This is a genomic window from Parablautia sp. Marseille-Q6255, from assembly GCF_951230155.1.
In the GTDB taxonomy this organism is placed as follows: domain Bacteria; phylum Bacillota; class Clostridia; order Lachnospirales; family Lachnospiraceae; genus Choladousia.
In genome coordinates this window covers 1-21,372 of record NZ_CATNVD010000018.1, presented here as the reverse complement: position 1 = coordinate 21,372, position 21,372 = coordinate 1, and the positions used below count along the sequence as shown (strand labels likewise).

The window sequence follows — 21,372 nt, the reverse complement described above, 5'->3', positions numbered from 1 at the left end:
GAGGACGCGTTATGGAAGCAACGGTCGTGATACCGAATTATAACGGAATCAAATATTTAAAAGGCTGTCTTGATTCTCTGCGGGAGCAGAGCAGACATGATTTTAAGGTACTGCTGATCGACAACGGCTCTGAGGATGACAGTGTCCGTCTGGTGGAATCGCATTATCCGGAGGTCGAGCTTGTCTGTTTTGCACAGAACCGGGGATTTTGCGGGGCGGTCAATGAGGGGATACGAAGAGCCGATACGCCGTATGTGATCCTTTTAAATAATGATACAGTCTGTGAGCCGGAGTTTGTCTCTGAGCTGATCGCTGCGATGGAGGAGCACCCGGACTGTTTTTCCTGTGCATCCCGGATGGTAAAGATGCAGGATGCAGGACTGATCGACAACGCGGGAGATTACTACTGTGCGCTCGGCTGGGCGTATGCGTACGGCAAGGACCGGCCGGTGCGTCATTATCTGAAACGCCGGGAGATTTTTTCTGCGTGTGCCGGGGCGGCGATCTACCGCCGGTCTGTGTTTGATGAGATCGGCCTGTTTGATGAAGCGCATTTTGCGTATCTGGAGGATGTGGATATTGCGTACCGGGCAAAGATCGCGGGCTATCACAACTACTACATCCCGGAGGCTGTGGTGCATCACGTGGGGAGCGCGACAAGCGGTTCGATCTATAATGAATTTAAGATCCGGCATTCCTCGCGCAACAGTATTTACCTTGTATACAAGAACATGCCGTGGCTGCAGATCCTGCTCAACCTGCCGTTTCTGGCAGCAGGATTTTTGATAAAGACGGTGTTTTTTGCCCGGAAGGGGTATTTCCGGGAGTACGTGACAGGGCTTGGCAAAGGGATCAGGCTTTGCGAACACAGCAAAAAGGTACCGTTTCGGAGCAGGAATCTGCCCCATTATCTGAGAATACAGTGTGAGCTTTGGATAAATATCGTCCGCCGTCTGGCGGGTATCTGAGTTCGGGAGAGTACAGGGGGGACAGATATTGATCAGAGATAATCAAAAATATTTTAATCGTCTTCAGGTAGTCTTAGACGGGCTGGTTATTGTGATATCATACCTGATCGCATGGTATATCATGATACGCTCTGTAGACAGAGATGAGGTCGGGGTACTTCCGGCGGAGGTATACCTGATGGTGCTTCTGATGGTGGTGCCATTCCTTTTGCTTTTGTACTATGCATGCAATCTGTACGCGCCAAAGCGCATACAGGGCAGGCGGCTGGAGGGAGGAAATATCCTCAAGGCAAATACGATCTGCGGCCTTACACTGATGGCGGCGCTGTTCTGGTTTAAGCAGGGCGATGTTTCCCGTATCGTTTTGGGTGTATTCCTTGCCCTTAATGTGACGCTGACTGTTATCGAGCGCAATGTCGTGCGGATGGTATTGATGAATGCGCGCAGGATCGGCCTGAATCAGAAATATGTGATCCTTGTCGGCTACAGCCGCGCGGCGGAGGAGTATATTGACCGTATCGTACAGAATCCGCAGTGGGGCTACAAGATCCTGGGGATTTTGGATGATAATGTCGTTGCGGGGACGCTTTACAAAAATATCGAGGTGCTCGGGTTTACGGAGAGCCTTTCTCATATTCTGGAGGACAGCCACCCGGATGAGATCGCGATCACTCTGGGTCTGAACGAATACGACAAGCTGGAGCACATTGTGGCGATGTGCGAGAAATCCGGCGTGCATACAAAGTTTATTCCGGATTACAGCAAGATCATACCGACCAAGCCGTATACGGAGGATCTGCTGGGACTTCCCGTTGTGAATATCCGCCATGTGCCGCTGACGAATACCTTCAATATGATGGTAAAGCGGGTGTTCGACCTGGTGGGAGCAAGCATCTGCATCGTACTTTTTTCTCCGGTGATGCTTCTGACTGCGATCCTGATCAAGCTGACCTCCAAGGGGCCGCTGATCTTTACACAGGAGCGTGTGGGACTTCACAACCGTCCGTTTAAGATGTATAAATTCCGGTCCATGGAGGTACAATCGAAGCAGGAGGAAAAAGAGGGATGGACGACCAAGAATGATCCCCGTGTGACAGGGATCGGAAAGTTTATCCGCAGGACAAGCATTGATGAACTCCCGCAGCTCTTTAATGTGCTCAAGGGAGAGATGAGCCTGATCGGACCGCGCCCGGAACGGCCTCAGTTTGTAGAAAAATTCCGTGAGGAAATACCGCGCTATATGGTGAAGCATCAGGTACGCCCGGGAATGACCGGGTGGGCGCAGGTCAACGGCTATCGCGGCAATACATCGATCAAGAAAAGGATCGATTATGACCTGTATTATATAGAAAACTGGACGATCGGACTGGATATTAAGATCCTGTTTCTGACCGTATTTAAGGGATTTGTAAACAAGAACGCATATTGAAAGAAGGGAAAGCCATGACAGAAAAACGAAGAGTAAGGGATGAGCAGCCCGGCAGAGACGGCGGACGCCGTATGCGGCAGTCAGACCGCACACAGCGGGATGGATATCAGGGCCAGACAGGGCGCAGAGAAGCGCAGGGCGGATATCAGGGTCAGGCAGGCTACGGACAGCCGCAGGGCAGACCGCAGAGTCAGGCAGGCTATGGACAGCCGCAGGGCGGATATCAGGGTCAGGCAGGTTACGGACAGCCGCAGGGCGGATATCAGGGTCAGGCAGGCTACGGACAGCCACAGGGCGGATATCAGGGCCAGGGGGGCTATGGACAGCCGCAGGGCGGATATTATGGACAGCCCGGCTATGGTCCGCAGAATGGTCCGCAGGGATATTATCAGGATCCGCAGGGACCGGCAAAGAAGAAAAAGAAAAAAAAGAAGCACAGAAAGGTGCTTCTTGTCATAGAGATCCTGCTGCTTTTGATCCTGGCGCTTGGCATCTTTGCATTTGCGCAGCTTGGGCGCGTGGATCGTGTAAAGCTTTCTGATGTCCTGGTAAACAGCGGGATCGTCAAATCGGGTTACCGCAATATCGCACTGTTTGGTGTGGATTCCCGTTCCGGGCAGCTGGAGGGAGGCACCAACAGCGATACGATCATGGTGGCGAGCATCAATCAGCGCAGCGGTGAGATCAAGCTGGTGTCTGTATACCGCGATACGTACCTGGACAATACAAACGGAGAATACCGCAAGGCGACCGAGTGCTTTTCCGGAGGAGGAGCGGAGCGCTCTGTCAATATGCTGAACAAAAACCTGGACCTTGATATCAAGGATTTTGTAACAGTTGATTTCAATGCCATTATCAAGGCAGTGGACCTGCTTGGAGGCATCGAGCTGGATATTACAGAGGAGGAGAGGGGCTGGCTCAACGGCTATCTCGTAGAGACCTCTGAGGTGACGGGAGTCCCGTACACGACGATCGACGCTCCTGGCCTGCAGACGGTGACAGGTATCCAGGCGATGGCGTACTGCCGTATCCGATATACGGAAGGCTGGGATTATAAACGTACGGAGCGCCAGAGGGTCGTGCTGGAGAAGATTTTCCAGAAAGCGCAGGAAAAGGGCGTGACAGGACTGATCCCGCTGGTCAATGTCATGATGGATTACGTGTCAACGAGCCTTAGCAATACAGAGATCATTTCTCTGGCGTCCGGGATCGCGAAGTACAAGATCGCAGATACGACGGGCTTCCCGTTTGAGCATCAGGCGGCAAATATCGCTGCCGGCGACTGTGTCGTGCCGGTCAATCTCGCAGCGAATGTGACGCAGCTGCACAGCTACCTCTTCGGGGAGGAGAATTATACACCGTCCCAGACCGTACAGGAGATCAGCAACAAGATTATTTCTGATACAGGGATCCAGTAAACAGCATCGGAGGGATTTATGCCAGATACCAGAATTGATGTGGTCATTCCGGTGTATCGCCCGGGGAAGGAGCTGCGGCTTTTGCTCCGGCGCCTGGAAACGCAGAAGCTTCGCCCGCAGCATATCCTGCTGGTCAATACGCACGAAGAATTGTTTGATGAGAGCTGCATGGAGGGTATCCGTGACGCGCAGGTAATACACATCACAAAAGAGGAATTTGATCATGGCGGCACGAGACATATGGCGGCGATGCAAATGACAGGTGAGTATATCCTGTTTATGACGCAGGATGCTGTGCCGGCGGATGATCAGCTGACGCTGGAGCTGTGCCGTCCGTTTGCAGATCCGAATGTCTGCGCAGCATATGCCAGACAGCTTCCGGCCAGGGACTGCAATGCGATCGAGCGATATACGCGCAGCTTCAATTATGGACCGGACAGCCGGATTCAGACGGCAGACGACCTGCCAGGGCTTGGGATCAAAACCTATTTCTGCTCGAATGTGTGCGCGATGTACCGCAGGAGCGCTTACGAGGAGCTGGGAGGCTTTGTGCGCCATACGATTTTCAATGAAGACATGATCTTTGCCGCGAGGCTGATCCAAAGCGGCAGAGCGGTAGCCTACTGCGCGCAGGCAAGGGTCATCCATTCTCACAATTACAGCAGCATACAGCAGTTTCACAGGAATTTTGATCTCGGCGTATCTCAGGCAGATCATCCCGAAGTATTTGACTGTGTAAAGTCGGAGAGCGAGGGGATCCGTATGGTAAAACAGACGGCCGGATATCTTGTGAAGCATGCCAGGGCCTATCTGCTGCCAAAGCTTTTGGTACAAAGTGCGGCAAAATATGCGGGCTATCGGCTCGGAAAGAATTATAAGCGGCTTCCGCCAAAACTCGTATACAAATGCAGCATGAACAGGGGATACTGGAAAGCAGCAGAGCAGTCCGCACAACAGGATAAACAGGAGTAAAAAATGCAGGATCACAATAACGAAGAAAAAAAAGACGAATACGAAAAAATCTGTTTCTTATGTAAAAGACCGGAGAGCAAGGCCGGAAAAATGGTGGATATGGGAGGCGGCATCTGCGTATGCGCAAATTGTATGCAGAACGCGATCGACTCGATGAAGAATTCCGGTCTCTCCTATCAGGACATGATGAATATGAGTATGCCTGCTCAGGTCGTACTGACCGGGGAGGGCGATGAGAAACAGGACCCGAAAGACAGTGAAAAAAATGAAAACAAAGACTCCGGCATACCGAACATCAGTATGATCAATCTTTCCGATCTGCTTGGCGGCATGGGCTTCCAGCGTCAGCAGGTAAAAAAGAAAAAGTCAAAGGATAAAGAGGCGAAAAAGGAGTTTGATATTAAAGCGATCCCTGCACCGCACAAGATCAAGGCAAAGCTGGATGAGTATGTGGTAGGCCAGGAGCATGCCAAAAAGGTGATCTCTGTCGCAGTGTATAATCATTATAAGCGGATCGGAACGGCAGATGCAGATGATATTGAGATTGAAAAATCCAATATGCTGATGCTGGGACCCACAGGCTGCGGCAAGACGTACCTCGTAAAGACGCTTGCAAGGCTTTTGGATGTGCCGCTTGCGATCGCAGATGCGACCTCTCTGACCGAGGCAGGATACATCGGTGACGATATCGAGAGTGTGATCTCAAGATTACTGGCGGCAGCAGATAATGACGTTGACCGCGCAGAGCAGGGTATCGTGTTCATTGATGAGATCGACAAGATCGCGAAGAAGCGCAATGCGAATCAGAGAGACGTCAGCGGCGAGGCGGTACAGCAGGGAATGCTCAAGCTGCTCGAAGGCAGCGAAGTGGAGGTGCCGGTCGGTGCGGCCAGCAAAAATGCGATGGTCCCCATGGCAACCGTCAACACAAAAAATATTCTGTTCATTTGCGGCGGAGCATTTCCGGGACTGGAGGACATTGTAAAGGAACGTCTGAATAAACAGGCAGCGATCGGATTTTTCTCAGACCTTAAGGATAAATATGATGAAGACCCGAATATTTTACAGCGGGTGACGGTGGAGGATCTGAGGACGTTCGGCATGATACCGGAGTTTATTGGAAGACTTCCGATCATCTTTTCCCTGCAGGCGCTGACAAAGGAGATGCTGGTGCGCATCCTGCGCGAGCCGCGCAACGCAATCATCAAGCAGTACCAGAAGCTTCTGGCTCTCGACGAGGTGGAGCTTACGATGGATGACGGCGCTCTGGAGGCGATCGCGCAGAAGGCGCTGGAAAAGAAGACAGGCGCACGCGCGCTGCGGGCGATCATCGAAGAATTTATGCTGGATATTATGTATGAGATACCGAAGGATGAAAATATCGGAAGCGTAAAAATTACGAGAGAATATATTGAGCATACAGGAGGACCGGTGATCACTCTGCGCAGCGTCGTACCGCAGATAGAGAGCAAGCAGTGATGAGCGCACAGAGCAGCAACAGGTAAACAGGATCTTTCTGGCAATTTTTGTACAGACATTGACAGCGATTGACAAAAATGTTATGTTAGAGAGAACGACAATGATGAGGAGAGATCATTCATGAATGAAGCACAGGAGCAGTTTTTAAAGACGCTGGAAAGTCTTAAGGCACTGGCGAAGACGAAAAAGAATGTACTGGAATACGATGAGATTCTTGGCGCCTTTACCGGGATCGAACTGACAGAAGATAAAATGGATATGATTCTCGAGTATCTCGAGAAAAGCCATATTGATATTTTGCAGGGAAAGTCTCCAGATGACGCGGAGGATGATTTGCTTCTGGAGTCAGAGGAGGACATTCTCCTGTCTGACAATGAAGAGATAGAGCTGATCAGTGATGTGGACGTGCTGGAGGGTGTCAGCACAGAGGACCCTGTGCGCATGTATCTCAAGGAGATCGGTAATGTCCCGCTGCTTTCCGGTGATGAAGAGGTAGAGCTGGCAAAGCGTGTAGAGTCCGGTGATGAAGAGGCCAAAAAGGCGCTTACAGAGGCCAATCTGCGTCTGGTAGTCAGCATTGCGAAAAAGTATGTCGGCAGAGGTATGCCGTTCCTTGATCTGATCCAGGAAGGAAACATGGGTCTGATGAAGGCAGTGGACAAGTTTGATTATACAAAGGGATATAAGTTCAGTACGTATGCGACGTGGTGGATCCGTCAGGCGATCACGAGAGGTATTGCGGATACCGGCAGGACGATCCGTGTTCCGGTACATATGGTAGAGACGATCAACAAGACGCTGCGTATGACGAGAACACTTTTACAGGAGCTTGGACGGGAGCCGACCCCGGAGGAGGTAGCAGAGCGTCTGAACGTGCCGGTCAGCCGTGTGCGTGAGGTGCTGAAGATCTCGCGTGATCCGGTATCGCTTGACACGCCGATCGGTGAGGAGGATGATTCCCATCTGGGCGATTTTATCGAGGACGATACGGCTCTTTCCCCGGCAGATTCTGCAGCATTTTCCATGCTGCGCGCAGAGCTTGGGACAGCTCTCGAGTCTCTGACTGACAGGGAACGACAGGTAGTGCGTCTTCGCTTTGGTCTGGAAGATGGACGCGCGCGCACACTGGAAGAGGTTGGAAAGGAGTTCAACGTCACCAGAGAGCGTATCCGTCAGATCGAGGCAAAGGCGCTGCGTAAGCTGCGCCATCCGTCAAGGAGCAAGAGGCTCAAAGACTTTCTGACGTAAAAAAATGCCGCAGGTTTTCAAGGATCATGACTGATACCGGAAAGCCTGCGGTATTTTTATTCATTTGCTTCGAGGGAGTCCTCATTTTTGTGCCATGTTTTCAGCTTGCTCATCTCCAGATCACTTGCGACACACTCCAGATGCTCCAGAAGCTTCTGCTGCGCCCGCTCTACATCTTTTTCTTCGATCGCCATCAGGATGGCAGTGTGGTAGGGGATGCAGTTTTCAATGTTGCCTTCGATCTGAAAGGTATTTTTCCGGAACTGCTTGAGCGTCTTTACGATCTCCTTGTTGATACTGATCAGCAGCTTGTTGTGACTGCATTCGATGATCGCGGTGTGAAAGCGCTCATCGAGCACGCCCATTTCCAGTATGCTGTGAGAGCAGGCGGCATCGACGGCTCTTCGATGGATGTCTTTAAGCTGTTCCAGCTCTTTTGGCGTGTAACGGTCGATCGCGAGGCGGACAGCGATGGGCTCGATGGCCATGCGCACTTCGATCACGTCTTTTAGTTCTACCTCATTGTCCTGAAACCAGACAGCCATCTCCTCCTGGGTGATCTCTTCTTTTCGCAGAACAACGGCGCCTTTTCCATGACTGATCTCCAGATATCCCTTGGCCTGCAGGAGACGCAGCGCTTCGCGCACAGAACCGCGGGCAATGCCCAGCTCTTCGCAGAATTTTTTTTCTGACGGCAGCTTGTCCCCGATCTTTACCTGTTCGCTGAGAATGTATTTTTTAATTTCCGTCTCTGCCAGCTGTACGACAGATACTTTTTCAATCGACTTCATATTTACCTCGCTTCAGCAATCGATTTTATCCATTAAAATATAGCACATATTTCTATAAAAAACAAGAAACGATGTGATGCTAAACCTCCATCAGAGCCCGGATTACCTGCTTTTGTTCGTCGGTCAGCGGTTTGAAAGGCTTTCGGCAGTCACCGCAGGGGATACCGCGCAGCGTCCACGCATATTTTACAGCATTAAAGATCCCGACGCTGCACATCGTCTCCACGCGGGCGTTGATCTGTTTTTGGATCTCGGCGCTTCGTGCGTTCTCCCCCTGCAAAAACAGCTCGCGCGCTTTCAGGAACAGCGGCGCAAACAGGTTTACGGTAGTACCGATTGTGGCGGAAGCGCCCATCTGCAATGCTGCGATAAACTGCTCGTCAAATCCGTTGAAGAGGATCTTATCCGGGTAGCTGTCGTGCATCCGCTCCATTGCGTAGAGATTTTGAGAGGTGTGCTTGATACCGATGATCGCAGGATTCTCCAGAAGACGCCCTGCGTTTTCTTTATTAAACTCTACCCCTGTAAACTGCGGGATATTGTAAATAATGCCCGGCATACCTGGAACTGCATGCAGGATATCCTCATAATAGGAGAGGATCTCGTCCATAGAGAAATGGTAATAATAGGGCGGGATCATGGAAATGGCACAGGCGCCGGTCTGCTGCGCATGGCGCGCCAGATCGGCGGCGTCCTGTGTCCGGATCGTTCCGACATGGGCGATCACAGGCACGCGGTCTTTTACCGTCTCCACCGTAACAGCAAGGACATTTTTGCGCTCCTCGCAGGAAAGCAGCAGCCCCTCGCCGGAGGAGCCGCATACGTAGAAGCCTTCCACGCCATCAGCAAGCTGCTGGCGGATCAGTTCTCTGAGCGCATCGTAATTGATACTCTGATCCTCATTCATCGGGACGATCAGAGCAGAAAAAATTTTTTCCAGGTCTTTTTTATTTACCATGCGGTCCATCCTCCGTCTACTACGAGATTTGCGCCGGTCATAAAGGAAGAAGCGCTGGAAGCCAGGAAGATCAGGGAGCCGTTGTACTCATCCTCCCGCGACATGCGTCCCATTGGCATTCTTGCGCAGAAATTTCCCTGGAAAATTTCGTCCTGTGTATCTCTCCATACGCCTGCCGGCGTCAGAGTATTGACCCGGATGTTATCCTTGCCCCAGTAGGTTGCGAGATACCGGGTAAGATTGTAAATACCGGATTTTGCGGCAGAGTATGCGACCGGCTTGATAAATGGAACACCGGTCAGCTCCTTTTTGTAGGCATAAATATCCTGGATCGGGGAGACCATGCCGTAAATGGAGCCGATGTTAATAATCGAGCCCGGTTTTCCGGCCTTTTTGATACGTGCGCCGACTGCCTGACAGGCAAGGAAGGTACCGACCAGATTGACTTCTACGACCTCGCGGAACACTTCCTCCGGGAAGTTTTCAAACGGACCGGATACCTCTGGCGGGGCGCTTGGCTGTGTGTCAATACCGGCGTTGTTGACAAGTACGTCCGGCGCTCCCCAGACGGCTTCTATGTCGTCGAGCGCCTGGTTCAGGTCGTCTTTTTTGGAAATATCTACCTGATAGAGGCGGATATTTTCATCTAAGGTAAAACCAAGCTCGGCAAACTTCTTTTCTGCTCTTTCCCTGCTCATATGGCGGCCCCAGACGGCAACCTTTGCGTCTCTTTCATGCAGCGCTTTTACATACTGTGCTCCGAGCTGTCCGAGCCCTCCGGTCACGATACAGATCTTATCAGTTACGTCAAATAAAGGATCTTTTCCTGTCATTGTCTGTTTCTCCTTTCGTGTTCAGAAACGGTGAAAGGGTGAAAGCTTAAAACATTTTAAAATGCTTTAAAATGTCAAAATGCTTTAAAATGGTTTCTGAACTATCTCTATAAGTTAAAAATAAGTTAAAAGTGTCGAATGTCTAGTTGTCCTACAATTGAGAATGATATCATACGTTTTGAACAAAAATCAATGTGGAAAATAGACAAAAATGGTCAAAATATTTTATGCACTCTGTTATATTGACTTTTATTTCTGTAGTATTTATACTATAAGCAACAAGTTGTTCTACAATCTTACAACAAGAACGTAAAAGTTTAAATGATGACGGAGGAAATGAATTATGAAGAAACAAGTAGCTTTGCTTGCGGCAGCAGCCCTTTCACTCACCGCTTTTTCTAATGTAGCATGTGCAGAAGATCTGTCTTCTCTTGATCCGGTGACATTGTCGATCTATTCGCCGGGAAATGAGAACTCGGTTCCGACCAAGACGATCATCGAGTATGCAAAGCTGGTAGAAGAAGCGTCAGACGGTCAGATCACACTGGATGTACATCATTCCGGTGAGCTCGGAAATGATGCAGAGGCGCTGCAGTCTGCGCGTATGGGGACGATCGATCTGATCTTCGCAGGTACGTCCGGCTTTACAGAGTTCTATGAGAATGCAAAGATCCTGGATCTTCCTTTCCTGTTTGACTCTGCAGAGGAGGCCTATGAAGTAGTAAACGGAGAAATCGGTGAAAAGATTTTTGCAGATCTTCCGGATACAGGGCTTGTATATCTTGCCGAGGGCGACAATGGTATGAGACAGATATCTACTACAAATAAGGCAGTTCATACGGCGGCGGACGTAGAGGGACTGAAGCTGCGTGTACCGACGAGCCAGATGTATCTGGACTGCTGGGAGACGCTTGGAGCAAATCCGGTCGCACTTGCATTAAATGAGCTGGCGATCGCACTTTCTAACGGTACGGCAGAGGGACAGGATAATGCGACCTATCATCTGGTGGCAAATGCAACGTATGACGATATTAAATACTTCAGCTTCATCAATTATATGTGGATGGGCTGCACGATGGCGGCAAATCAGGATACATGGAGCTCACTTCCGGAAGAATATCAGGCAATCCTGAAAGAGCAGGCAGTAGTAGCGGCAAAATACTCTTTTGATACCATCGCAGAGGATAATGAAGCTGCCACACAGACATTGAAGGATGCGGGTATTGAATTTGATGAAGAGCCGGATATCCAGAGCTTTAAGGATAAGCTTGGCGGTGAGGAATACTATCAGAGATACGCAGAGGAGGCATGGTTTGACCAGGCGATCCTCGATGAGATTCTTGCACACTAATGAACGTGATGCCAGTCCGGCGATAAGAAAGAATCTGCCGGTATGGTTTAGAGGATTGTGAGAGCTGCACAAAAAGCCAGGATGCGGCGGCGCGTCCTGGCTTTTTCAGGCAGATTTTGATTTTGCTTTTCTTCACTTTCATTTTCAGGAGGACTTAAATGAAAAATTTCAGAAAATTACTGGATATTTTAGTCAAGATCGTATCGGGGATTTTGATGCTGCTGGTTGTCGGTATCGTTGCGATGATGCTGACAGAGCTGTGTGCCAGAAACTTCTTCAACAAAAGCTTCCGGTTTTCTACAGAGCTGTGTGGATTTTTGTTTATGTGGATGGCGTTTCTCGGCGTTATCGTTTTGTACGACCGCAACGGTCTGATCTCGCTTGACATTTTTTACAGGAGCGCGCCGAAAAAATGGCAGCTTGTATTCTGGTACATTAGTAAAATATTTGCGATAGGTCTGGGAGTGACGATGCTTGTTGCGTACTGTGGAATGTATAAGATCAACAGCACAAGCTATTTCTCTACGATGCAGTTTATTTCTAAGGCATGGCACTTTCTCCCTATGGCTCTTGCAGGCGGCTTTATTGTACTGGACAGCATTTACCAGGTGTTGGATCAGATCATAAACCGCGGCGGCGATCAGGTATAAAGGAGGAAATAGGACATGGCTATATTTTTTATCACATTTTTCGTACTGCTGATCATCGGTGCTCCGATCAGCATTTCGATTGGAGCCAGCGCTGTTTTGGGCTGTCTTTCCCTTGGATACCCGCTGATGGTCATCGGGCAGAAGATGGTGACCGGCATTGACTCTTATCTGCTGATCGCGATCCCGCTGTTTATCCTGGCAGGCAATCTGATGAATGCCGGAAAAATCACGGAAAAAATCTTCAGCTTTTGTAAAGAGCTGGTCGGCTGGATCCCGGGAGGACTGGGACATGCGAATATTGTCGCAAGTATCATCTTTGCGGGGATGTCAGGAAGTGCTACAGCCGATGCGGGAGGACTTGGGACGATCGAGATGGAGGCGATGACAAAGAACGGCTATACGCCGAAATTCTCGGCTGCCGTGACAGCAGCTTCTTCTGTGATCGGTCCGATCTTTCCACCGAGCATCCCGCTGATCATCTACGGTGCGACGGCCAGCGTCAGCGTAGCCAAGCTCTTTATGGCAGGCGTGATACCGGGGCTGCTTATGGGTGTGGCGCTGATGATCCTCGTATTTATTTTTGCAGTCAGATATAAATTTGAGCGGCATCCGTTCCACTTTAAGCAGATGGTAAAGCAGTTTGGTTCGTCCCTGCTTTCACTGATCACACCGCTGATCATTCTGGCAGGCTTTACAACGGGCTGGTTTACACCGACAGAAGCATCCAGTATCGCAGTAGCGTATGCGCTGGTGATCTCACTCCTCGTATATCGGACGATGGACTGGAAGACATTCAAAAAATGCCTTCTGGATTCAGCGATCACCTCAGCCAATACCCTGTTTATTATTGGTACATCAACGCTCTTTACATACGTGCTGGTCAAGGAAGGAATCTCTGCACAGATCGCAGACTTCATCCTCAGCATCAGCGATAATCCGGCAGTGATCCTTCTGATCATCAATATTATTTTGCTGATCCTCGGTATGTTTATGGAGCCGGGAGCGATCCTGACACTGATGCTTCCAGTGCTGCTGCCGATCGTGAAGCCGCTTGGGATCGACCTCATACATTTTGGTCTGATCATGGTACTGAACCTGATGATCGGTCAGGTAACGCCGCCGTTTGGCGTTTGTCTGTTCGTTATTTCTGATGTCGGAAAGGTCAAGCTGGATACACTTTACAAGTCGATCCTGCCTTTCCTGGTACCGCTGATCGCAGTCCTGTTCCTGTGTACATACTGTCCGCAGATTGTGACATGGCTTCCGAATTTATTAATAAAATAAAAACGGCCATACATAAAAAGAAGATCTTCCGGAAATGCTTTTTCTGAACAGCAATGCAGAAGAAAGCAGTAAAGCAGGGACGGTCTGCGGAAAATCCGGCAGCAGGCATAGTCCGGCAGATAAGGAGGAAGATCATGGAAGACGATACGGTCAGACTTTTGCGCGAGTGCAATGCAGGTGTGAAGATGGGGATCTCATCACTGGATGATGTGATGGACCATGTACGGGAAGGGAAGCTGCGGGAGCTGCTCCGGCACAGCAGGCAGACGCACGAACGCCTTGGCGACAGAGCGCACGAATATCTTGCTAAATGCCACGACAGCGGAAAGGAGCCTGCCGCGATGGCAAAGGTAATGTCATGGGTAAAGACGAATGTGAAGCTTGCGGGAGAGGAGTCTGACCGCACAGCGGCAGATCTGCTCACGGACGGCTGCAATATGGGGATCAAATCCCTGTACCGCTACCTGCATCAGTATCCGGCGGCAGACAAGGAGGCAAAAAAGCTGACAGAGGATATTATCGGGGCAGAGGAAGCGCTGGTAACAGAATTAAGAGCATATCTGTAAAGCGGTCCGGACCGTATAACACCGCTTTTGCAAGGAGAAAGAGGCGAAGGAAAAAAAGCGGGTCCGGACAGAAAAATCTCTTGCATATTCAGAAAAAAAGATTAGAATGAAAATGTCGCAAATAGCACAGGCGGGATAGCTGTCGGTGCATTTTGCGACATTTCTGCAAGAGAAAGAGGAGAGAGTGTTATGACAAAAAGTATGACAGAAGGGAAGCCGCTGGGGCTTCTGATGCAGTTTGCGCTGCCGCTTCTTCTGGGCAATCTGTTTCAGCAGACGTACAACACGATGGACGCGGCGATCGTGGGACGTTTTCTGGGGACAGATGCGCTGGCCAGTGTAGGAGCTTCAAGCAGCGTCCAGTTTTTGATCCTTGGATTTTGTATTGGGATGTGCTGCGGCTTCGCGATCCCGGTCGCCCAGCGCTTCGGAGCGCAGGACTATGCTTCCATGAAAATCTATGTATATCATGCGGCGGTACTGTCCACTGTGATCGCAGTCGTCCTGACAGTTGTCTGCGCCTGCCTGTGTCCGCAGATCCTCCATATGATGTCCACGCCGGAGGAGATTTACGATGGAGCGTACATATATCTGCTGATCATTTTTCTGGGGATCCCGTTTAATATCTTATACAATCTTCTGGCAGGGCTGCTGCGCGCGGTGGGGGACAGCAGGACGCCGTTTTTGTTCCTTGCGGTATCGACATGTCTGAACATCGTTTTGGATCTGTTCTGCATTGTTGTGCTGAAATGGGGCGTGGCAGGCGCTGCGATCGCAACGATCATGTCCCAGGCGATGAGCGGGTTTTTCTGTCTGATCTTTATTATAAAGAAATGTCCGGCTCTGCGTTTTGAACGGGAGCATCGAGGCATGCGGCGGGAGTACACGAACAGGCTGCTTCTGATGGGGCTTCCGATGGGGCTGCAGTTCTCGATCACGGCGATCGGAAGCATGGTCATGCAGGCTGCAAATAATGGACTCGGCACAGTGTATGTCTCAGGATTTACAGCGGGCGTGCGGATCAAGCAGCTCTTTATGTGCCCGTTTGACGCATTTGCTACGGCAGTCGCGACCTTCTGCGGGCAAAATGTCGGGGCAAAGCGCATGGACCGTGTGCGCCGCGGGATCGCTGCAGGTACGGCAGTGTCTGTCGGCTACGGTATAATTTCGGGGCTTGTACTGATCTTTTTTGGGCGGGAGTTATCCGGTCTGTTCGTATCAGGAGGAAGCGGAGCAGGAGCAGTTATGGATGCGGCGGGACAGTATCTGCGCTGCATGGGATATTTTTACTGGACGCTCGGCATTCTCAATGTATCGCGTCAGGCGATCCAGGGGATGGGATTTTCCGGCAGAGCTGTGTTTGCCGGAGCGGTCGAAATGGCAGCCCGCTGTATCGTAAGCCTTGGATTTACGCCGGTATTCGGATATCTGGCGATCTGCTTTGCTGATCAGGCGGCCTGGGTGTCTGTTTGTCTGTACCTGGTGCCGATGTGTGTATACTGTATCAGAAAACTGGAGAAGCTGCAGGGATGTGCAAAATAAACTGGCATTCTCAAACTTCATAAAACTGGTTATTCCTAAAATACCATAACCTCTGTATGATAAGGACTATAAGGAAGAGCAGGAGGAAACACGGTATGAAGCATACGGCAATGACTATTTTATATGAGGTATATGATAATCTTTATATAAATCTGACAAACAAATGTCCATGTGCATGTACCTTCTGTCTGAGGCAGACGAGGGATGAGATGGATGCATCCGGTACACTGTGGCTTACGCATGAGCCCTCTTATGCGGAGGTGATCGCAGAACTGGAAAAGCGGGATATGGATAAGTATAAAGAGATCGTATTTTGCGGCTTTGGCGAGCCGACAGAGGCGCTTGATGTGCTGCTTTCTGTCGCCCGCTTCGCAAAGGAAACGTATCATAAACCGCTGCGTGTGAACACAAACGGACTTGGAAGCCTGGTCAACGGCAGGAACATCGCACCGCTTTTTGAAGGGCTGATCGACACAGTTTCTATCAGTCTGAATACACCGAATGCAGACCGGTATCATGAGCTGGTGCGCTCCAGATTTGGGGAGCGCTCTTTTGACGCCATGCTGGAGTTTGCCACCGAGAGCAGGAAATATGTGCCCAGTGTTGTGATGACGACGGTGGATACCACGCTTACAAAAGAAGAGGAAGAACAGTGCCGCGCACTCTGTGAGCGGCTGAACGTAACGTACCGCATCCGTCCATGGGAGGACTGACCGCGGACAGCCCGAGCAATTCTCTGGAAATTCACGAGCAGGAATTCAATAGGAATTCAGAAGGTGTCTCAGATTGCTATTTTGAGAAAATGAAGGTATAATAAAGCGGGATAGATGTGCGGCTTTATGCAGTGCACTGTCCTGCTTTTTCTGCTGTGTGGAAAATTTTCTCCATATGTTAAGATTTTGGCAGCAATCTTCTGCAGTGCAGGAGGGATTGTGACATACAGGATATATACAAAACTTTGCAGTTTTTTACAGGAGGGTACATGATGAGAAAACATGTGTTGGATTCTCACGCGCATACGATCGCGAGTGGGCATGCGTATCATACGATTCAGGAGATGGCTCAGGCAGCGGCGGATAAGGGACTTGAGCTGCTGGCGCTGACAGAACATGCGATGGCAATGCCAGGAACGTGTCATGAATTTTACTTTCTGAATCTGCGTGTTTTGCCGAGAACGATGTGCGGGATCGAGGTTTTATTTGGCACGGAAGCAAATATTATGGATTATGATGGGACACTTGATATGTCTGAACGGCTTTTAAAGCGGATGGATGTGGTGATCGCCAGCATGCATATTCCGTGTGTCCGCCCGGGCACAATGGCGGAAAATACACGGGCATATATCAAGGCAGTTGAAAATCCGCTGGTCAACATTATCGGGCATCCGGATGACGGCCGGTATCCGGTGGATTATGATGAGCTGGCAGCAGCCGCGAAGGAGCACCATGTGCTGCTCGAACTCAATAACAGCTCCCTGAATCCAGAAGGATCCCGCACAGATCCGGTGCCAAATGATATAAAAATGCTGGAGGCCTGCCGTAAATACGGGACGCAGATCATCGTCAACAGTGACTCGCACTGTGCATTTGATGTCGGAGATCACCAATTCGCAGACAGACTGATTGAGGAAACGGGATTTCCGGAGCATCTGATCGTAAACCGCAGTGTGGAAGAATATAAAAAATATATTAATCGCTTTACACTGTTAAAGTAACATGGTAAAATACAGAAGAGGCGTGGCAGAAGACCTGCAGTGAATACGAAGATGAGAAGGGGTAGAAGTATGAGCAAAAAAATCCGTACAGATGCGGTGGATGAACTATTTGAGGCGATCATGTGCCTTAAGAACAAGGAGGAGTGCTACCTGTTTTTTGAAGACGTGTGCACGATCAATGAGCTTTTATCGTTGTCACAGCGTTTTGAGGTGGCACATATGCTGAAGGAAAAGAAGACCTATCTTGAAATTGCAGAGAAGACCGGAGCTTCCACGGCCACGATCAGCCGTGTGAACCGTTCGCTTAATTATGGAAATGACGGCTATGAGATGGTATTTTCCCGGTTGAAGACAGGCGATACGAGAGAAACAAAGGAGGACTAAGACCTCCAGGCAGGATGAAGTGACAGACAGGAAAACCGCTGTACCGGGCAGGATGACCGGGCAGCGGTTTTGTGATAGTTCAGGAAGTCTTTTTGGGCCGATGATCACCGGAGTTTTTGTCTGTCACGTGCCGGGGCAGAGAATCAAGCATTTTTTCGATCACTTCTTTTTTCAGATAGATATCAAAGCTCAGAAGACAGATAAAGGAAAATATCTGCATAAACTCCCGATCCTCTTCTGGACAGTCGCGGAAAGAATTTCCCGCAGAATGAAAGTTGTCCATAATATCATGGATGGTTTCGCTGATCTGAGTTTTCCCCAGTGAATAAATCTCCGAGTAAACATCTTCAATACCGAATTCTTCATCAGAGTTGAAAAAACGTTCTGTAAGGGGATGAAGGATCGCCTGTATATCTGAAAGCGGAAGGAAGGATTTAAAATAATAAATAAAAATCAGCACCAGCAGATGCTCCTTCGTATAGCGCTTTTTTTCGGATGGAGGCAGAAGCTTGTTCTTTGTGTAGTTGTTGATCATCGTTTTTGTCAGAATCTTGTCTGTCTCATATCGCTTGGAGCTTTTTAAATGCTCTTCCATGAAATGCGTGACCTGATCCATATATAAATCAATGTCTGGAATATCCGCAAGACGTATGTGATCCGTGTTGCCCATCTTACTTAAGATACCGGAGAGTAGGTTTGTGTATTCCTGCTGCATAAAATCACCTCTGAACGTATAGTAGAGTCAATGCACGTACGGAAACAGATCCCGTACACGGACTCTGGTAATATACTATATAGTATATAGTTTTTGAAACGAGATGACAAGTAGTAAATAATGAAATATTGCGCTTGCAAGTCACAGGGCTATCAGTTAGAATAAGTAGGCAGAAATGAAGAGAGAAAAACGGCGAAACAGCAAAACAGCGAAACAGTAAAACAGTAAAACAGAGTAAAAGGTATCCTGTCAGACGAAGGAGTGGATAGGAAGATGCGGGAAATGGAGTTTAAAATGGAGCGGGAGGGACTCGTAAAGCCGGGGGACAAGATTACAGTGTCAGAAGGTGTCCTTCCGTCAAGCTGGTATTATACAATCGAGCCGGCGATCGCAATGTCTGCAAATTATGGAAACCGGGAACGCCTGAGTGTGCGAGAGGGTGTTGTCACACAGGTGAGGACGGACGAGAGCGGTTATACGGTTGTGGCAGAATTTGATGAGTAAGGATGAAAAGCCGCAGCGCTGCAAAGAGATACAGATCAGGCAGATACGAAAGCAGATAAAAAACGAATGGATAAGGTGAAAAATATGAGTATATATGATTCTTTAAACCCGGAACAGTATGAAGCGGTGTGTCATTATGAGGGACCGCTTTTGATCCTGGCAGGAGCAGGCTCCGGAAAGACGAGAGTGCTGACGCACCGGATCGCATGGCTGATGGAGGAAAAGGGGATTGACCCGTGGCATATCATGGCGATTACTTTTACGAATAAGGCTGCTGCCGAGATGAGAGACAGGGTAAACCGGATGCTGGACGGGGAGGCACAGAGAGCATGGGTGATGACGTTCCACAGCACCTGCGTCCGCATTCTGCGCAGATACATAGACCGGATCGGCTACAGCACAAATTTTACGATTTATGATGCAGATGATCAGAAATCTGTGGTTCGGGAAATCTGCAAACGGTTGAAGATTGATACGAAAATGTACAAGGAGCGCATGTTCATGAGCATGATCTCATCCGCAAAGGATGAGCTGATAAGTCCCGAGGAGTATGCAGCGAAAGCGCAGTCAGATTTCAGGCTTAAGAAAGTGGCCGAGGTCTATGAAGAATATCAGCGCCAGCTCCACAGCTGTAACGCACTGGATTTTGACGACCTGATCGGCAAGACGGTAGAGCTGTTCCAGAGCTGTCCTGATGTCTTAGACTACTATCAGGAGCGATTTCGTTTTATCATGGTAGATGAGTATCAGGATACGAATACAGCACAGTTTAAGCTGGTGAGTCTTTTGGCCTCCAAGTATGGAAATCTGTGCGTAGTTGGTGACGATGATCAGTCCATCTATAAGTTCCGTGGTGCAAATATTGGAAATATTCTGAATTTCGAACATTTTTTTCCGGATGCAAAAGTGATCCGCCTGGAACAGAACTACCGGTCCACGCAGAATATCCTGGATGCGGCCAATGAAGTGATCAGTCACAATAAAGGCAGAAAGAGCAAGCGGCTTTGGACCGCCAACGGAGAAGGTGACCGCGTAAAATTCCGTCAATTTATGAATGCATTTGAAGAAGCGGAATATGTTTCAGGGATCATCAACGGACAGGTCAGTCGCGGCGCATGGAAATACGGCGACTGCGCGGTCCTATACAGGACAAACGCACAGTCACGCATGTTTGAGGAGAAATTCCTGCTTGCAAATATTCCATATAAGATCGTAGGCGGTGTGAATTTCTATGCGAGAAAAGAAATCAAGGATGTTCTGGCATATCTGAAGACAATCGCGAATGCGGAGGATGATCTGGCTGTGCGCAGGATAATCAATGTACCAAAGCGTGGGATCGGTGCAACGACAATTTCACGCGTGCAGGAGTACGCGATTGCTCATGACGCAAGCTTTTACAACGCACTGCGCGTTGCCGAGACGATTCCCGGCATTGGTAAAAGTGTCATGAAACTCCAGAATTTTGTTCAGATGATCCAGACCTTCCGCAGCAAGGAAGAATTTTTTTCAGTAAAGGAGCTGATTGAAGACGTCCTTGAAGTGACGGGCTACATACGGGAACTGGAAGCAGAAGGGACCGAAGAAGCGCAGGAGCGGATAGATAATATTGATGAGCTTTTGAATAAGGCAGCGGCATATGATGAGAGTCAGGAGAATGAAACGCACAGCCTGGGAGGATTCCTTGAGGAAGTGGCGCTTGTGGCTGACATAGATGATCTGGAAGAGGATCCTGACCACGTGCTGATGATGACGCTGCACAGCGCCAAGGGTCTGGAATTTCCGGTTGTATTTTTAGTTGGGATGGAGGATGGCACATTTCCAAGCTATATGAGCATCGCCTCCGAAGATCCTCTGGATTTGGAAGAGGAGCGGCGACTGTGCTACGTGGGGATCACGCGCGCAATGAAAAAACTGTATCTGACTGCGGCAAGACAGCGGATGGTGCGCGGAGAGGTACATTACAGCAGAGTCTCCCGGTTTATAGATGATATTCCAAAGAATCTGCTTCAGGAAGAAGATCAGACGGCAGCGAAAAAGGAGCGCACCTGGGAAAAAACAGTTACGCCATATCAGCAGGCACGGGAGACATTTAAGGCAAAGGTATTTGCTCCACAGCAGTTCCAGGTAAAAAAAGCGCAGGGACTGGAGTATACGGCAGGAGATCGTGTCCGTCACATTAAATTTGGTGAAGGAACAGTAAAGGAGATTGTTGAAGGCGGGCGAGACTACGAAGTGACGGTAGAGTTTGACCGTGTCGGTGTCAAAAAAATGTTTGCTTCATTTGCCAGGCTGGTAAAAGCAGACTAGCATGCCGGATTTTGGAAGAAAAGTGAAAAGTAAATGAAATGAAAAAGTTTTTATAGTAAAATTTCAGGTGCTGTGATATACTCCCATCTTTGACAGTTAGAAAAAGAAAAAATCGCTGTATCCCTCATGTTTAAAGGGCACTGAAAAACTTCCATTTCTTCTTAAGTGGAAGTTTTTCTTTTCTATTATTTTCAAATCTTTACTTAGGAAAATCATAAAAAGCTATGGTTTACTCCATAGCCAGCTCTTCTAATCTTAC

General features: G+C 49.3%; 20 protein-coding genes. 16 read left to right on the top strand and 4 right to left on the bottom strand.

The features are described from left to right. Nucleotides 1–11 precede the first annotated feature (11 nt). The 6 genes from QOX44_RS14250 to rpoD all read left to right on the top strand — a co-directional run bounded on the left by QOX44_RS14250 (nucleotide 12) and on the right by rpoD (nucleotide 7,514). The gene (locus tag QOX44_RS14250) at nucleotides 12–968 is read left to right on the top strand and encodes a glycosyltransferase family 2 protein (protein ID WP_283684014.1); all 957 of its coding nucleotides are present in this window, start codon (nucleotides 12–14) and stop codon (nucleotides 966–968) included. 28 nt (nucleotides 969–996) lie between these two features. Beyond that, a complete protein-coding gene (locus QOX44_RS14245) occupies nucleotides 997–2,397 on the top strand; it encodes an undecaprenyl-phosphate glucose phosphotransferase (protein WP_283684012.1) in 1,401 nt (466 codons plus the stop codon). 14 nt (nucleotides 2,398–2,411) lie between these two features. Next, on the top strand, nucleotides 2,412–3,815 hold the full coding sequence (locus QOX44_RS14240; RefSeq protein WP_283684010.1) for an LCP family protein: 1,404 nt from the start codon (nucleotides 2,412–2,414) through the stop codon (nucleotides 3,813–3,815). 18 nt (nucleotides 3,816–3,833) lie between these two features. After that, the gene (locus QOX44_RS14235; protein WP_283684008.1) at nucleotides 3,834–4,787 is read left to right on the top strand and encodes a glycosyltransferase family 2 protein; all 954 of its coding nucleotides are present in this window, start codon (nucleotides 3,834–3,836) and stop codon (nucleotides 4,785–4,787) included. A gap of 3 nt (nucleotides 4,788–4,790) precedes the next feature. Beyond that, entirely contained in the window at nucleotides 4,791–6,266 is a 1,476-nt protein-coding gene (gene clpX, locus QOX44_RS14230) for an ATP-dependent Clp protease ATP-binding subunit ClpX (protein ID WP_283684006.1), read from the top strand. A gap of 120 nt (nucleotides 6,267–6,386) precedes the next feature. After that, nucleotides 6,387–7,514, top strand: a complete 1,128-nt coding sequence (gene rpoD / locus QOX44_RS14225) for an RNA polymerase sigma factor RpoD (RefSeq protein ID WP_283684004.1) — start codon at nucleotides 6,387–6,389, stop codon at nucleotides 7,512–7,514. 56 nt (nucleotides 7,515–7,570) lie between these two features. Here rpoD and QOX44_RS14220 read toward each other — a convergent pair whose 3' ends face one another. From QOX44_RS14220 to QOX44_RS14210, 3 genes are all read right to left on the bottom strand, one after another. Next, entirely contained in the window at nucleotides 7,571–8,305 is a 735-nt protein-coding gene (locus QOX44_RS14220; RefSeq protein ID WP_283684003.1) for a FadR/GntR family transcriptional regulator, read from the bottom strand. 79 nt (nucleotides 8,306–8,384) lie between these two features. Further along, on the bottom strand, nucleotides 8,385–9,263 hold the full coding sequence (locus tag QOX44_RS14215; RefSeq protein ID WP_283684001.1) for an N-acetylneuraminate lyase: 879 nt from the start codon (nucleotides 9,261–9,263) through the stop codon (nucleotides 8,385–8,387). Further along, nucleotides 9,257–10,096 (bottom strand): SDR family oxidoreductase, encoded by an 840-nt coding sequence (locus tag QOX44_RS14210; protein ID WP_283683999.1) that lies wholly within the window; start codon nucleotides 10,094–10,096, stop codon nucleotides 9,257–9,259. The genes QOX44_RS14215 and QOX44_RS14210 overlap by 7 nt, the downstream gene beginning before the upstream one ends. Before the next feature lie 343 nt (nucleotides 10,097–10,439). Here QOX44_RS14210 and QOX44_RS14205 point away from each other — a divergent pair, with 343 nt between their 5' ends. The 8 genes from QOX44_RS14205 (at nucleotide 10,440) to QOX44_RS14170 (ending at nucleotide 17,587) form a co-directional block, all read left to right on the top strand. Further along, a complete protein-coding gene (locus QOX44_RS14205) occupies nucleotides 10,440–11,447 on the top strand; it encodes a TRAP transporter substrate-binding protein (protein WP_283683996.1) in 1,008 nt (335 codons plus the stop codon). A 158-nt stretch (nucleotides 11,448–11,605) separates the two neighbouring features. After that, entirely contained in the window at nucleotides 11,606–12,097 is a 492-nt protein-coding gene (locus QOX44_RS14200) for a TRAP transporter small permease (protein ID WP_283683994.1), read from the top strand. A gap of 15 nt (nucleotides 12,098–12,112) precedes the next feature. Then, nucleotides 12,113–13,381 (top strand): TRAP transporter large permease, encoded by a 1,269-nt coding sequence (locus QOX44_RS14195; protein WP_283683992.1) that lies wholly within the window; start codon nucleotides 12,113–12,115, stop codon nucleotides 13,379–13,381. 134 nt (nucleotides 13,382–13,515) lie between these two features. Next, nucleotides 13,516–13,947, top strand: a complete 432-nt coding sequence (locus tag QOX44_RS14190) for a hypothetical protein (RefSeq protein ID WP_331488417.1) — start codon at nucleotides 13,516–13,518, stop codon at nucleotides 13,945–13,947. Between the two features lie 189 nt (nucleotides 13,948–14,136). Further along, nucleotides 14,137–15,489, top strand: coding sequence for an MATE family efflux transporter (locus QOX44_RS14185; protein ID WP_283683991.1), 1,353 nt, complete (start codon nucleotides 14,137–14,139; stop codon nucleotides 15,487–15,489). A 95-nt stretch (nucleotides 15,490–15,584) separates the two neighbouring features. After that, the gene (locus QOX44_RS14180; RefSeq protein WP_283683990.1) at nucleotides 15,585–16,202 is read left to right on the top strand and encodes a TIGR04100 family radical SAM protein; all 618 of its coding nucleotides are present in this window, start codon (nucleotides 15,585–15,587) and stop codon (nucleotides 16,200–16,202) included. Between the two features lie 269 nt (nucleotides 16,203–16,471). Then, complete coding sequence (locus QOX44_RS14175; protein WP_283683988.1) at nucleotides 16,472–17,203, top strand: phosphatase; 732 nt, start codon at nucleotides 16,472–16,474, stop codon at nucleotides 17,201–17,203. 69 nt (nucleotides 17,204–17,272) lie between these two features. Beyond that, nucleotides 17,273–17,587, top strand: a complete 315-nt coding sequence (locus QOX44_RS14170; RefSeq protein WP_283683986.1) for a YerC/YecD family TrpR-related protein — start codon at nucleotides 17,273–17,275, stop codon at nucleotides 17,585–17,587. A 79-nt stretch (nucleotides 17,588–17,666) separates the two neighbouring features. On the opposite strand, the gene QOX44_RS14165 is transcribed toward QOX44_RS14170, so the two are convergent. Further along, nucleotides 17,667–18,302, bottom strand: a complete 636-nt coding sequence (locus tag QOX44_RS14165) for a DUF1836 domain-containing protein (RefSeq protein WP_283683984.1) — start codon at nucleotides 18,300–18,302, stop codon at nucleotides 17,667–17,669. 273 nt (nucleotides 18,303–18,575) lie between these two features. Here QOX44_RS14165 and QOX44_RS14160 point away from each other — a divergent pair, with 273 nt between their 5' ends. Continuing rightward, nucleotides 18,576–18,806, top strand: coding sequence for a hypothetical protein (locus QOX44_RS14160; RefSeq protein ID WP_283683982.1), 231 nt, complete (start codon nucleotides 18,576–18,578; stop codon nucleotides 18,804–18,806). Between the two features lie 84 nt (nucleotides 18,807–18,890). Beyond that, complete coding sequence (gene pcrA / locus QOX44_RS14155) at nucleotides 18,891–21,113, top strand: DNA helicase PcrA (RefSeq protein ID WP_283683980.1); 2,223 nt, start codon at nucleotides 18,891–18,893, stop codon at nucleotides 21,111–21,113. The last annotated feature ends 259 nt before the right edge of the window (nucleotides 21,114–21,372 follow it).